The 13,726-nt window shown below is 74.3% G+C and carries 8 protein-coding genes; 7 read left to right on the top strand and 1 reads right to left on the bottom strand.

What is annotated here, in order from left to right; genetic code table 11:
- Window positions 1–1,305: 1,305 nt before the first annotated feature.
- Window positions 1,306–3,447, top strand: coding sequence for a SpoIIE family protein phosphatase (locus tag ABZ261_RS13440; protein WP_356858532.1), 2,142 nt, complete (start codon window positions 1,306–1,308; stop codon window positions 3,445–3,447).
- Window positions 3,448–3,560: 113 nt separating this feature from the next.
- Here the strand turns inward: ABZ261_RS13440 and ABZ261_RS13445 are convergent, their stop codons facing one another.
- Window positions 3,561–4,985, bottom strand: a complete 1,425-nt coding sequence (locus ABZ261_RS13445) for a S1 family peptidase (RefSeq protein ID WP_356858718.1) — start codon at window positions 4,983–4,985, stop codon at window positions 3,561–3,563.
- Between the two features lie 199 nt (window positions 4,986–5,184).
- Between ABZ261_RS13445 and ABZ261_RS13450 the strand changes: the two genes are divergently transcribed.
- The 6 genes from ABZ261_RS13450 to ABZ261_RS13475 all read left to right on the top strand — a co-directional run bounded on the left by ABZ261_RS13450 (window position 5,185) and on the right by ABZ261_RS13475 (window position 13,694).
- Window positions 5,185–5,598 (top strand): PaaI family thioesterase, encoded by a 414-nt coding sequence (locus ABZ261_RS13450; RefSeq protein ID WP_356858534.1) that lies wholly within the window; start codon window positions 5,185–5,187, stop codon window positions 5,596–5,598.
- Window positions 5,599–6,051: 453 nt separating this feature from the next.
- Window positions 6,052–6,270 carry a type A2 lantipeptide gene (locus ABZ261_RS13455; RefSeq protein ID WP_356858536.1) on the top strand — a complete coding sequence of 73 codons (219 nt, stop codon included), beginning with the start codon at window positions 6,052–6,054 and terminating at the stop codon, window positions 6,268–6,270.
- Window positions 6,271–6,372: 102 nt separating this feature from the next.
- Entirely contained in the window at window positions 6,373–7,179 is an 807-nt protein-coding gene (locus ABZ261_RS13460) for an HlyD family efflux transporter periplasmic adaptor subunit (protein WP_356858538.1), read from the top strand.
- Between the two features lie 113 nt (window positions 7,180–7,292).
- Window positions 7,293–9,410, top strand: coding sequence for an NHLP family bacteriocin export ABC transporter peptidase/permease/ATPase subunit (locus tag ABZ261_RS13465; RefSeq protein ID WP_356858720.1), 2,118 nt, complete (start codon window positions 7,293–7,295; stop codon window positions 9,408–9,410).
- A gap of 1 nt (window position 9,411) precedes the next feature.
- A complete protein-coding gene (locus ABZ261_RS13470; protein WP_356858540.1) occupies window positions 9,412–12,228 on the top strand; it encodes an NHLP bacteriocin export ABC transporter permease/ATPase subunit in 2,817 nt (938 codons plus the stop codon).
- 251 nt (window positions 12,229–12,479) lie between these two features.
- Window positions 12,480–13,694 carry a globin domain-containing protein gene (locus ABZ261_RS13475; RefSeq protein ID WP_356858542.1) on the top strand — a complete coding sequence of 405 codons (1,215 nt, stop codon included), beginning with the start codon at window positions 12,480–12,482 and terminating at the stop codon, window positions 13,692–13,694.
- Window positions 13,695–13,726 lie beyond the last annotated feature (32 nt).

The following is a 13,726-nucleotide window of genomic DNA, read 5'->3' on the forward strand; positions in this document are numbered from 1 at the left end:
CGGCGTGCGGGGCACGGAAAAGTCGCGCGGGCAGGGGGTGTCCGGAGGCGGCCGGCGGCGCAGGGGGCCGGGGCGGCCCCGGGCACGGCTCACCGCCGTCGCGGGAACCGGTCCGGGCGGGCGCGCCGCCCGCACGCCTCCTGGTGCGCGGCCGGGCGGTCGGCGGACGCCGGCCGGGGCGCCGGGACGGACCGAGAGCTCTCAGGCCCTCAACACGTCAGGCGGCTGCGCGGCCGGCCGCGGCCCCCCTGCGCATCCCGGCGTGCTGCGCACCAACCCGACATGGATCATCCCCCTCGGCGATACCTTCCCGCGCAGCGTGCACGCGGGCCCCTCCCGGCTTGTTCACGCACACGGAGCCGACGGCCCCGAGTGCCCGAAACGCGGTGTGACAATACGCAGTCTCAGCCCATGCCGTCCGACGATTGGCATGATGCGCACCCGCATCACCTTCGTTTCGATGGAACTCGGCCACAGTCTTCACGGTGAGTCACTCGATAGCAACCCCCTGAAGTTGAACGGAGCGTACTCAGGCGATGCTTTCGCGTCACCCTGGGGCGACTTCGGCGGTCCCTCGCCGCACACGACTGCGCGGCCGGATCGCCGCAGCCGCGTCTGCCCCGGCGTCTTCGCCGCAAACCCCGCGCGCCGGAAAAAGCTGCCGCTGGAGGCTCATCCGGCGCCCCTTCCGCCGTGGATCCGCGCCGGGCGCGGGTGCCTCCACCGCCGTCCGGCGAGTGGCTGAACCCGGCCTCTGATCTGGAGTGACGATTCGGCCAGCGCAGGTCATCCGGTACCCGGGGCGGGCCGGTCCGGCGCCCGCCACCGGCGACTCCGCCCGCGAGTGGCGGAATCCGGTCGCCGTACATCCCGCCACGGCCCGCTCGCGAGCGGCACCCGTCCCCGACCGGCGGCAATCCCCGCCGATACGCACAGTTTCAGCCATCCCGGCGCGGCAGGGGCGCACACGCCGGGCCCATACACCGCCCCCGCGCCTCCTTCGCTGCGACACGCCCGCCGTCGGTGCTCCGGCGCCGTGCTGGAGCACGAAGGAGCACACGGCGCGCCCGCCCGAACCCCCGGGACGACGGGATCTCGCCCGCCCCCGCTCTTCGGGGCGACGGGCGCGTGCCCCGTCCCCCGGACTCCGGCGAGGCGTGGGGACGGCCTCGCGGGGTATCCGAAGCCCGCCGCCGCGGGGGCGCACGCGGAGGACCGCAGGTGCGCCGGCCGTGCGCGGGGCGGCGCCGCAAGCGCGTCCGGTCACCTGGGCGCGACGCGCGGCCGTACGAGGAGGTGGTCGGCGTGTCCGACGGTCCAGACCCGCCGCGGGCGCCGGGGGCCGGCGGGGCGGAGACCGGCCGGCCGGTGCTGTCGCTCGCACTGGCCTCACTGCTGGAGGAGGTGCACGCGCACTCCGGCGCGGTCTATCTGCTCAGGCCCGACGAGCCGGTGCTGGAGATGGCCGTGATGGCGGGGATGCCCCGGGCCTTCGCGGCGCCGTGGGAACGGGTCGGGCTGAGCGCGCCGGTCCCCGTCGCCGACGCGGTGCGCCGGCGGCGGCTGGTGTGGGTGGGCGGCGAGGACGAGATGGCCCGCCGCTACCCGCGGATCTCGGTGGTGCTGCCGTATCCGTTCGCGCTGGCCGCCGCGCCGGTGGCGACCGAGCGCGCGGTGCACGGCGCGGTCTTCCTGACCTGGCCGGGTCCGCGACCGCCGGAGCTGTCGGACCGGGAACGCGATCGCCTGGCGTCCGCCTGCCACCGGCTGGCGCTGGAACTGGAGCGGGCCGCGGCGGAGAACCGGCCGCTCGGCCGCGAGCCGGACGTGCTCGCGGCGCCGGTGTCGGGCGTGGCGGGGACGCCGGGTTCGGCCGAGGCGGCGCGGATGGTGTCCCGGCTGCCGTACGGGCTGGTGTCGCTCGATCTGCACGGCCGGATCGGCTTCGTCAACGCGGCCGCCGCCGAACTGCTCGGCACACCCGCCGGGGAACTGCTCGGCACGCTGCCGTGGGTGTCGGTGCCCTGGCTGAACGACCCGGTGTACGAGGACCGTTACCGGGCGGCACTGATCAGCCAGCGGGCGACGTCGTTCGTGGCGCTGCGCCCGCCGGGCGACTGGCTGTCCTTCCGGCTGTACCCGGGCGCCACCGGGCTCAGCGTGCGCATCGGCCGGGCGCGTGCGGTGACGGAGACGGCGCGCACGGCTCCGCGGGCCGTCCCGGCGCCGTCCCGGCTGGTGACCATCTCCCAGGTGCTGAGCCTGGCGGGGGCGCTGACCGAGGCGGTGTCGGTGGAGGACGTGGTGCAGCTGGTCTGGGACGAGGTGGCGCCGGCCGTCGGCAGTCAGGCGCTGATGCTCCTGCGGGCGCAGGGCGGGCGGCTGCACGTGCTGGGGCACCGGGGCTACCCGGACGCCGAGGTCGTGAAGCGGTTCGACGGACTGCCGCTGTCCGAGCGCATCCCGGGCACGCAGGTGCTCGGCAGCGGGGTGCCCGCGTTCCTCGGCTCACGCGAGCAGCTGGAGCGGCTGTGTCCCGGCCGGAAGGAGGGGCCGGACGGCTTCGCGGCCTGGGCCTGCCTGCCGTTGGTCGCGTCCGGGCGGCCGGTCGGCGCCTGCGTCCTGGCCTATGCCGAGCCGCAGGTGTTCCCCGCAGACGAGCGGGCGGTGCTGAGCTCGCTCGGCGGGCTGATCGCGCAGGCCCTGGAGCGGGCCCTGCTGTACGACGCCAAGCACCGCCTGGCGCACGGCCTGCAGCAGGCGCTGCTGCCGCACTCGCTGCCCGCGCTGCCCGGCGTGGAGGCGGCGGCCCGCTATCTGCCGGCCACCCACGGCATGGAGATCGGCGGCGACTTCTACGACCTGCTGCCGGCCCGGCCGCACGCGGCGGCGGTGATCGGGGACGTGCAGGGCCACAATGTGACCGCTGCGGGCCTGATGGGGCAGCTCCGCACGGGAGTGCGGGCGTTCACGACGGTGGGGCAGGGGCCGCACGAGGTGATGGGCAGCACCAACCGGCTGCTGATCGATCTCGGGGCCGGCCTGTTCGCCAGTTGTCTGTATCTGCGGCTGGACCCGGCGCGGGGGCGGGCCGTGATGGCGCGGGCGGGTCATCCGCCGCCGCTGCTGAGACGGCCGGACGGACGGGTGCGGGTGCTGGACCTGGCCGGGGGGCCGCTGCTCGGGATCGACCCGGCGGCGGTGTATCCGGCGACGGAGGTGCCCCTGGCGCCGGGTTCGCTGCTCGTCCTGTACACCGACGGCCTGGTGGAGTCCCCGGGCGTCGACATCGAGGACGCGCTGGCCGGCCTGGGCGGGCTGCTCGCCGAGGCGGGCGGCCGGCCGCTGGAGGACCTGGCGGACGAGGTGGTCCGGCACGCCACGGCGGCGCGGGACCGGGTGGACGACGTGGCGGTGCTGCTGCTGCGGGCGCGCGGCGACGGCTGACGCGCCCCGGCGGCTGACGCGCGGCGAGGTCCGGCCCTCCCGCCGGAGGGCCGGACCGTCCCCGCCGGCCGGAACCGCGGAGGGCAGGCGGGGAGTCAAGGGTGGCGGTGCGCTCAGTGCGTGCGGGTCGGGGACGAGTGGCCGTCCTGCGCCGCACCGGCGCCGGAGTGCTCGCCGGCCGGGTCGGCGCCGCCGCCGATCTGCTCGCCGCCGGCCTCGTCACCGGCTCCGGTCCCGTCACCGGCCCCGGCCTGCTCGCCCGCGCCGGCCTCGCCGCCGGCGCCCGGCTCGTCACCGGCCCCGGCCTGGCCCTCGGCGCCCGCCTGGTCGCCCGCGCCGGCTTCGTCGCCGGCACCGGCCTCGTCACCGGCGCCCGCCTGGTCGCCCGCGCCGGCGCCGCCGTCGCCGAGGGTGGCGCCGGTGGCCTGCAGGGCGGTGGTGACGGGCTGGAAGAAGGTCTGGCCGCCGCTGGTGCAGTCGCCGCTGCCACCGGAGGTGAGGCCGAGGGCGCTGCCGTCCTGGGTGAAGAGGGAACCGCCGCTGTCGCCCGGCTCGGCGCAGACGTCGGTCTGGATGAGACCGGTGACGGTGTCGACGCCGTCCGGGTCGGTCTCGCTCTGGAAGTTGACGGTGGCGTCGAGGCCGGTGACCCGGCCGTCGTGGAGCCCGGTGGTGGAGCCCATCCGGAACACGGCCTCGCCGACGGTGGCCTCGGCGGCCTGGGTGATCTGCACGGTCCGGCCGTTGCCGGCGTCGACCTCGCTGGGCGCCTGCGTGGCGGGGTCGTCGTACTTGACGAGGGCGAAGTCGCCCTCACCGGGGAAGGTGGCCTGGTCGACGGTGGCGATGGGCTCGCCGGTCGCGGAGTCGGACCACTGCTCGGCGGCGACACCGCAGTGACCGGCCGTCAGGAAGGCGGGGCTGCCGTCGGAGGCGGTGACGTTGAAGCCGAGGGAGCAGCGGACGTTGCCGCCCTGCGTCTGGGAGAAGATGGCGTCGCCGCCGGAGACGAAGGTCTTGAAGGCGCCGGCGGACTTCTTGAGGGAGGCCATGCCGGGTCCGAGGTCCTGCACCGTGGACTGCAGCCGGTTCCACTTGGCGCCGGTGACGGTGCTGTCGGCGGTGACGACGATCTTGTCGGTGCGCGGGTCGACGGCCCAGGAGGTGCCGGGGATGGTCGCCTCGGTCTTCAGCGTCCTCGCGGCGGCTTCGAGTTCGGCGGTGCTGTTCTCCACCTGGCGGACGACCGCGCCCGCCTTCTTCGCCTGGACGATCACATTGCCGTCGCCGTTGACCACGTTGACGACGAGCTGCTGCCTCCCGCTGTCGTAGTACGACCCCGCGAAGGCGTCGCCGAGGATCTTCTGCAGCCGGGCGGCGAGGTCGGAGGCGTCGTCGGCCTTCAGGGTCTTGACGGCGCCGGTGGCGCCCGACGCCCGGCTCTCGTCCTGCGAGGCGTTGGCGTGGGGCAGCAGCAGGGCCGCCGCTCCGAGAGCCGCGACACCGCCCACCGCTATCGCGGCCTTGCGCCTGGGCATTCGCTTGTGACTCAAACTTCTCGACCTCCTGGGGACGGGGGTGTGCCTCTCACGGGCAGTTCGTATTGGGGCGCCTGGATGGCCGTACGTACGCACCGGCCGCGCGGTGTGTTCAATTCCGTTTCCGCGCCGGGGCGTCGGGGCGGGAAATCGGCCAGGGTCGGCGTGCCGTGGCCGGCGGCAGGGAACGATCGCCCGTATGACGATGACCACCGCCGAGGCCGGCGCCGTCCTCTCCACCCGCTTCGCCCCCTGGGTGCTCGATCTCGGGCTGAGCGTCGAGGAGGTCGGCGAGGACCGTGCCGTGCTGCGTCTGCCCTGGTCGGACCGGTTGGCCCGGGAGGGCGGCGGCCTGTCGGGGCAGGCGCTGATGGCCGCGGCCGACACCGCGACGGTCATCGCGGTGTCGGCGGCGCGGGGGGCTTTCGTGCCGATGACGACGGTGCAGCAGTCGACGTCGTTCCAGCGGGCGGTGGCCGGGGCGGATGTCCTGATCGAGGCGGTCCTGACCAAGCTGGGCCGCCGGATGGCGTTCGCGGACGTCACGCTGCGCGATGCGGCGTCGGGCGCGCTCGCCGCGCGGGCGAGCACGGTGTACGCGATCCTGGGCTGACACTCGGGGCGACAGAACGATCACTCTGCGTGCCGGAGGCAAAGCGGAATCCCCCCTTCAGGGAATCTGCACATCGAATGCCCAGGCGCCCCACGGCCGTCAGGCGATCTGCACATGCGCGTGCCCCCGGAAGCGCCTTTGGCGACAAGTGCCCAATTCGCCCTCCGGCGGGCCGAGCGGTCGCCGCGGCGATGCCGGCCCGGCATGTGAAGGAGTCGCCGACATGCCGTGCGCACACCTGCACGGTTGCAGCCCTTCGCCTGCCAAGTGCCCAGGTGAGAGCCACGGTTGAGTGGAAGCGCGGACTGCGTGCGTGCTTTGATCCATCGCACCGCGGGGTCCGGCGGGCCCCCGGAGACGGGTGCCCGGCGCCCGTGGCCGCGGCCGTCCGTCTGTCCCCAGAGGGGGCCGCTCTCCCCCTTGAGAACCATTCATACGAAGGGAAGTTCCACCATGAACTCCACCCCCCAGGTCGAGACCGTCGAGATCTCGGACGCCGAGCTGGACAACGTCTCCGGCGGCCTGTCGGTGAACACCCTCAACAGCACCCTCGGCACCGTGAACGAGGTTGCCCCGGGCGTGAACGGCCTGGTCAACACGGTCGTCGGCACCGTCGAGGGCGTCGCCGGCGTGAACACCGCCCCGGTCACCAACCTGGTCGCCGGTCTCTGACCGCACCTCGGTGCCACCGAAGTCCCGGAGCCGCTCCCCGGCTCCGGGACTCATCGATGTACTGACTCGACATGTGTCTTACCCACAGGTGAGGGAAGTCCCGTGCAGTTCCGCCAACAGGCCCTCGCCAAGCTGCAGTCGCCGGAGGAACTGGACCTCCCGGTGCGGCTCGCCCGCCCGCAGGGCTGGCTCGCGCTCGGCGTCACCGTCGTCGTCATGGCGGCCGCCTCCATGTGGGCGGTGACCGGCTCGGTCGCCTCCACGGTCGGCGCACCCGCCGTCCTCACCCACGGGCAGGGCAGTTACGTGCTGCAGAGCCCCGTGGACGGGCAGGTGACGGCCGTCCTCACCCGGCAGGGCCGGCGGCTGCCCGCCGGCGCTCCCGTCCTGAAGGTCCGCACCGCCGAAGGCGAGACGGTCGTCCGGACGGTCGCGGCGGGCCGCGTCACCACGCTCGCGGCCACCCTCGGCCAGATCGTGCGGACCGGCACCGACGTCGCCGCGATCGAGAAGGTCGCGCACGCCTCCGACCCGCTGTACGCCACCGTGTACGTGCCCGCCGAGAACGCGGCCGCCGTCCCGGCGCACGCCCGGGTCGACCTGACCGTGGCCTCCGTACCGGCGCAGCGCTACGGCGTGCTGCGCGGCGAGGTGAAGTCGGTGGACCGCACCGCGCAGTCCGCCCAGTCCATCGCCGCGTTCCTCGGCGACCGGCAGCTCGGCGAGCAGTTCACCCGCAGGGGCCGCCCGGTCGCCGTGCTCGTGAAGCTCCTCACCTCCCCCTCCACCAGGAGCGGTTACCGCTGGTCCACCGCCGGGGGCCCGCCGTTCCGGCTGGAGTCCATGACCCTGGCCACCGGCGCCGTCCGGCTCGCCGACCAGCGTCCCGTCGATTGGCTGCTGCCGTGACCGCCCGCACCGGGGAGGCCGAGGGGACCCGCGGCCGCAGGAGGGCCGCTCCCGCGAAGCGGCCGGTCCCCAAGACCCGTACCGGCACCGTCCGTACGCCCACGGTGCTGCAGATGGAGGCCGTCGAGTGCGGCGCCGCCTCCCTGGCCATGGTGCTCGGCCACTACGGCCGGCACGTCCCGCTGGAGGAGCTGCGCATCGCCTGCGGTGTCTCCCGTGACGGCTCCCGCGCCTCCAACCTGCTGAAGGCGGCCCGCAGTTACGGCCTGACCGCCAAGGGCATGCAGATGGACCTGGCCGCCCTCGCCGAGGTACGGGCCCCGGCCATCCTGTTCTGGGAGTTCAACCACTACGTCGTCTACGACGGCATGGGCCGCCGCTTCGGCCGGCGCGGGGTGTACGTCAACGACCCCGCCAAGGGCCGCCGTTTCGTGCCCATGGAGGAGTTCGACGGCAGCTTCACCGGGGTGGTGCTCGTACTGGAGCCCGGTGAGGACTTCAGCCGGGGCGGACGCCGGCCGGGTGTGCTCGGCGCCCTGCCGGCACGGCTGCGCGGCACCGCGGGAACCCTCCCGGCGGCGGTGCTGGCCAGCCTGCTGCTGGTCGCGGTCGGCGCGGCCGTGCCCGCGCTCAGCCGCACCTACATCGACACGTTCCTCATCGGCGGGCAGACCTCGCTGCTGGGCGTGCTGTTCACCTCGATGGCCGGCTGCGTCCTGCTCACGCTGGCGCTGACCTGGCTCCAGCAGGCCAACCTGCTGCACGGCCGGATCATCTCCTCCACCCTGTCCAGCGCCCGTTTCCTGCGCCATCTGCTGCGCCTGCCGGTGACGTTCTTCGCCCAGCGCTCCCCCGCCGACCTGGTGCAGCGCCTGCAGTCGAACGACCAGGTCGCCGAGACCCTGGCCCGCGATCTCGCGGCGGCCGGCGTGGACGCGGTCGTGGTCGTGCTGTACGCGGTGCTGCTCTACACCTACGACCCGCAGCTGACGTTCGTCGGCATCGGCGTGGCCCTGCTGAACGTGCTGGCCATGCGGCTGGTGGTGCGGCTGCGCGCGACCCGGACGGCGAAGCTGCGCGCGGACACCGCCCGGCTCACCAACACCGCCTACACCGGGCTGCAGCTGATCGAGACGATGAAGGCGACCGGCGGCGAGGACGGCTACTTCCGCAAGTGGGCGGGGCAGCACGCCACCACCCTGGAGGAGCAGCAGCGGCTCGGCGTGCCCAGCGCCTGGCTCGGCGTGGTCGCGCCGGCGCTGGCCACCTTCAACAGCGCGCTGATCCTGTGGATCGGCGGTCTGCGGGCGGTCGAGGGGCACATCTCGGTGGGCCTGCTGGTGGCGTTCCAGGCGCTCGTGACCCGCTTCACCGCCCCGCTGACCCGGCTGAACGGCGTGGCGGGCCGCATCCAGGACTTCGCGGCCGACGTGGCCCGGCTGAAGGACGTGGAGAACTTCCGGGCCGACCCCCTGTACGCCCGGCCCGGCGGGGACGGCTCGACGCGCCGGCTGCACGGGCACGTCGAACTGGAGAACGTCACCTTCGGGTACAGCCCGCTGGACAAGCCGCTGCTGACCGGCTTCGACCTGACCGTGGGCCCCGGGCAGCAGGTGGCGCTGGTGGGCGGCTCCGGCAGCGGCAAGTCCACCGTCTCCAGGCTGATCTCCGGCCTGTACACGCCGTGGGACGGGGTGATCCGCATCGACGGCCGCCGGCTGGAGGACATCCCGCGCGGCGCCCTCGCCGCCTCCGTGTCCTTCGTCGACCAGGACGTGTTCCTCTTCGAGGGCTCGGTCCGCGACAACGTGGCCCTGTGGGACCCGTCGATCCCCGACGAGGACGTGGTGGAGGCGCTGAAGGACGCCGCCCTGTACGACGTGGTGATGCGCCGTCCCGGCGGCATCCACAGCAGGGTCGAGCAGGACGGCCGCAACTTCTCCGGCGGCCAGCGTCAGCGGCTGGAGATCGCGCGGGCGCTGGTGCGCCGGCCGAGCATCCTCGTGCTCGACGAGGTGACCAGCGCGCTGGACGCGGAGACCGAACTGGTCGTGATGGACAACCTGCGGCGGCGCGGCTGCGCCTGCGTGGTGATCGCGCACCGGCTCAGCACGGTCCGCGACAGCGACGAGATCGTGGTGCTGCAGCACGGCACGGTCGTGGAACGCGGGCGGCACGAGGAGCTGGTGGCGCGCGGCGGCGCGTACGCGGCACTGGTCAGGGAGCGGTGAGATGACGTCCGTGCGGGAAGACGACCTCGTCCTCGGGGCGCTCGGGGGGCTGGGCACGCGGCTCGACTGCGCCGGCCTGGGCCGCCTGGACCTGGAGGGTCCGCAGGTGCTGTGGCTGGTCGCGGCCGGCGCCCTGGACCTGTTCGCGGTGGACGCCGCGCAGCAGGGCCAGTGGCACCACCTCGGCCGGCTGGAGGCGGGCACGCTGCTGCTCGGCCCGGTCGCGGGACCCCGGCACACCCTGGTGGCCCGCCCGGTCCAGGACTGCGTGGTGCACCGCGTCAGCCTGCGCGAGCTGTACCAGCCGGCGCAGACGCAGACCTGGTCGTACGACGAGTACGGCAACCCGCAGTACGTGCCGCCGACGACGAGCCCGCTGGAGTACGCGCTCGCCCTCGGGGTGGGCCGCGGGCTGTCGGTGCTGTTCCAGGCCCCGGTGGCGCACGAGCGGACCGCCGCGCCCGCCGACGACGACGTGTTCTGGATGCAGGTGCCGCCGGGCAGTGTGCAGTACGGCTCCCTGTACGGCGCCGAGGCCGCCGCCGACCTGCTGATGGACCCGGCGCTGTGGCAGAGCATGGTGGACCAGCAGTACCGGCTGCTGACCGCGCTGGACCGGTGGATCGAGCAGCTGGAGCGCAGCCACGAGACACGTGCGGCCGCCGGGATCAAGGCCGGTGAGGAGGTCCGGGCGCAGGCCGACCGGACCCTGCTGGCCTCGATCGGCAGGCGCTCGTCGCGCCGTGCGACGGCCGCCGACGCGGACGCCGTGTACGCGGCGTGCAGGCTGGTCGCCGACGCCGCCGGCATCGCCCTCGCCGAGCCCGCGCGCGGCGGCGCCGAGAGCGACCGGCTGGACCCGGTCGAACGGGTGGCGCTGGCCTCGCGGGTGCGGACCCGGGCGGTGCGCCTGGAGGGGCGCTGGTGGCGGGAGAACGTGGGCCCGCTGGTCGGCCGCCGGGCCCTGTCCGGGACGCCGGTGGCGCTGCTGTGGCGGCGCGGCGGCTATGTCGCCGTCCACCCGGGCACCGGCCGGGAGACGCCGGTCGAGAAGGCGAACGCGGAGGAGTTCGAGCCGCGCGCGGTGATGTTCTACCGGCCGCTGCCCGACAAGCCGCTCGGGCCGCTCGGGCTGCTGCGGTTCAGTCTGCGCGGCACCCGCGGCGACCTGCTGAGCCTGCTCCTGTCGGGACTGGTGACGGTGGCGATCGGCGCGCTGGTGCCGATCGCCACCGGCAAGGTGCTCGGCGAGTACGTGCCGCGGGCGCAGGAGGGCCTCATCGCCCAGATGTGCCTGGCCGTGATGGTGAGCGGGGTGGTGGCGGCGGCGTTCACGCTGCTGGAGAACCTGTCGATCCTGCGTCTGGAGGGCCGGATCGAGGCGGCGCTCCAGCCGGCCGTCTGGGACCGGCTGCTCAGGCTCCCCACCCGGTTCTTCACCCAGCGCTCCACCGGGGAGCTGGCCGGCGCCGCGATGGGCGTCAGCGCGATCCGGCGGATGCTGGCGGGCGTCGGACCGGTGGTCGCGCAGTCGGTGACGGTCGGCGCGATGAACCTCGGCCTGCTGCTGTGGTACAGCGTGCCGCTGGCGATGGCGGCGCTCGGGATGCTCGTCGTCATCGCGGCGGTGTTCCTCGGGCTCGGGCTGTGGCAGGTGCGCTGGCAGCGCCGGCTGGTGACGCTCGGCAACCAGCTGAACAACCAGGCGTTCCAGACCCTGCGCGGTCTGCCCAAGCTGCGGGTGGCGGCGGCCGAGAACTACGCCTACGCGGCCTGGGCCCGCCAGTTCGCGCGCAGCCGGGAGCTCCAGCAGAAGGCCGGCCGGATCAAGAACCTCACCACCGTGCTGGGCGCCGTCTACCTGCCCGTCTGCACGCTGCTGATGTTCATGCTGCTGGCCGGCCCCGCGAAGGGCGCGATGCCGGCGGCGGACTTCCTGGCCTTCAACACCTCGGTCACCATGGTGCTCACCTCGGTCACCCAGCTGACCGGCGCGCTGGTGTCGGCGGTGGCGGCGCTGCCGCTGTTCGAGGAGATCAGGCCGGTGCTGGACGCCACGCCCGAGGTGCGGACGGCCAGCACCCGCCCGGGACCGCTGTCCGGAGCGCTGGAGGCCCGCCGGCTGTCCTTCCGGTACGCCGACGACGGCCCGCTCGTCCTGGACGACGTGTCCTTCGCCGTGCGGCCGGGCGAGTTCGTGGCGATCGTCGGCCCGAGCGGCTGCGGCAAGTCCACGCTGCTGCGCCTGCTCATCGGCTTCGACCGGCCGGTCTCCGGCAGCGTCCTGTACGACGGGCAGGACCTCGCGGCGCTCGACCAGTCGGCGGTGCGCCGCCAGTGCGGGGTGGTGCTCCAGCACGCCCAGCCGTTCACCGGCTCCATCCTGGACGTGATCTGCGGCACCGAGGCGTACACGCCGGAGGAGGCGATGGCGGCGGCCGAACTGGCCGGGCTCGCGGAGGACATCCAGCGGATGCCGATGGGCCTGCACACGATCGTGGGGGGCAACGGCGCGATCTCCGGCGGCCAGCGGCAGCGGCTGATGATCGCGCAGGCGCTGATCCGCCGCCCGCGGATCCTCTTCCTCGACGAGGCGACCAGCGCCCTGGACAACGAGACCCAGCGCGTCGTCATCGACAGCACCCGCAAGCTGAACGCCACCCGGATCGTCATCGCCCACCGTCTGTCGACCGTCCTGGACGCCGACCGGGTGATCGTGATGGAGGACGGCAGGATCGTTCAGCAGGGCGCCCCCGCCGACCTCCTCGCGGACACCGGGGGCCGGCTGCACGAGCTGGTGCGGCGGCAGCTGGCCTAGAGCGCGGGCGGGGGCGGCGGGCATCCGGCGGCCCGGTGCCGAGCCCGGGCGCAGGAGCAGTGCCGTCCGGCCCCTGGGCCGGGCGGGTCGGGCGGGCCTGTGCGCCCGAGGTGAGGGGGGCCCTTCGGCCCCTCTTCGGCCCACCGGGGCGGAACGGCACCGGAGCGGGGGCCGGCGACTGATACACAGAAGACGCCGCCGAGGCGATCGGCCGCCTTCCCCCTTCATCCGGCCCGTCCGGGAGGTCCTCCATGCTGTCCGCAGAATCCGCCGCATCGGTCCGAGCCACGCTGCCCGCCGTGGCCGGAGCCCTGGACGAGATCACCGCCCGCTTCTACGGCGCGATGTTCCGCGACCGCCCGGAGCTGCTCGACGGGATGTTCAACCGCGGCAACCAGGCCAGCGGCGCGCAGCGCCGTGCGCTGGCCGGGTCGATCGCCGGGTTCGCGACCGCCCTGCTGAAGGACCCGGACACCCGCCCGGACGCCCTGCTCGCCAGGATCGCGCACAAGCACACCGCCGTCGGCGTCACCGACGACCAGTACACGATCGTGCACAAGTACCTGTTCGGCGCCATAGCCGAGGTCCTCGGCGACGCCGTCACCCCGGAGGTGGCCGCGGCCTGGGACGAGGTGTACTGGCTGATGGCCGGCGCCCTGATCGCCCAGGAGGCACGCCTCTACCAGGACGCGGGCGTCCGGCCCGGCGGGATCTGGCGGCAGTGGACGGTCGTCGAGCGGCGCACGGAGACCCCGGACACGGTGTCCTTCCTGCTGCGCCCGGCCGACGGCGCTCCGGCGCCCCGGGCACGGGCGGGCCAGTACGTGAGCGTACGGGTCCGCATGCCCGACGGGGTGCGGCAGCTGCGGCAGTACACCCTGTCGTCCGCCCCGGGCGGGGACCTGCGGCGGATCACCGTGAAGCGGGTCGCGGGAGATTGCGGCGCACCGGACGGCGAGGTCTCCGCCCTGTTGCACGAGCAGGTGCACGCGGGCGACGAGCTGACTCTGTCCGCGCCCTTCGGCGACGTCTTCCTCGACGACCCGGCCGATGCCGCCGACCCGGTGGTGCTGGTGTCGGCAGGCATCGGATGCACCCCCATGACCGGCATCCTGGCCCACCTCGCCGCCCTCGGTTCGCGCCGCCCGGTGCTGGTCCTGCACGCCGACCGCTCCCCCGCCGACCATGCGCTGCGCGGTGAGACGCGTGAGCTGGCCGACCGGCTCCCGGGCGCGCGCTCCGTGTTCTGGTACGAGCGGCCCGGCCCCGAGGAGCCCGGTGCCCGCGTCGGCCTGATGGACCTTCAGGGCGTCGAACTGCCCGAAGGCGCCACGGTGTTCCTGTGCGGTCCGCTGCCGTTCATGCGGGAGGTGCGCGGACAGCTGCTCAAGGGCGGGGTGCCGGCACGCCGCATCCGCTACGAGGTGTTCGGTCCCGACATGTGGCTGCCCGACACCTCGGCCTGAGCCCGCGACGGCGGATTCCGGGGGGAGTCGAT

Source organism: Streptomyces sp. NPDC006193 (genome assembly GCF_040613915.1).
Lineage (GTDB): Bacteria > Actinomycetota > Actinomycetes > Streptomycetales > Streptomycetaceae > Streptomyces.

Bases quoted from the DNA above. Each gene is read 5' to 3' on its own strand.
- ABZ261_RS13445 (WP_356858718.1), bottom strand. From the start codon at position 4,985: ATGCCCAGGCGCAAGGCCGCGATAGCGGTGGGCGGTGTCGCGGCTCTC.
- ABZ261_RS13450 (WP_356858534.1), top strand. From the start codon at position 5,185: ATGACGATGACCACCGCCGAGGCCGGCGCCGTCCTCTCCACCCGCTTC.
- ABZ261_RS13455 (WP_356858536.1), top strand. From the start codon at position 6,052: ATGAACTCCACCCCCCAGGTCGAGACCGTCGAGATCTCGGACGCCGAG.
- ABZ261_RS13465 (WP_356858720.1), top strand. From the start codon at position 7,293: ATGGAGGCCGTCGAGTGCGGCGCCGCCTCCCTGGCCATGGTGCTCGGC.
- ABZ261_RS13470 (WP_356858540.1), top strand. From the start codon at position 9,412: ATGACGTCCGTGCGGGAAGACGACCTCGTCCTCGGGGCGCTCGGGGGG.
- ABZ261_RS13475 (WP_356858542.1), top strand. From the start codon at position 12,480: ATGCTGTCCGCAGAATCCGCCGCATCGGTCCGAGCCACGCTGCCCGCC.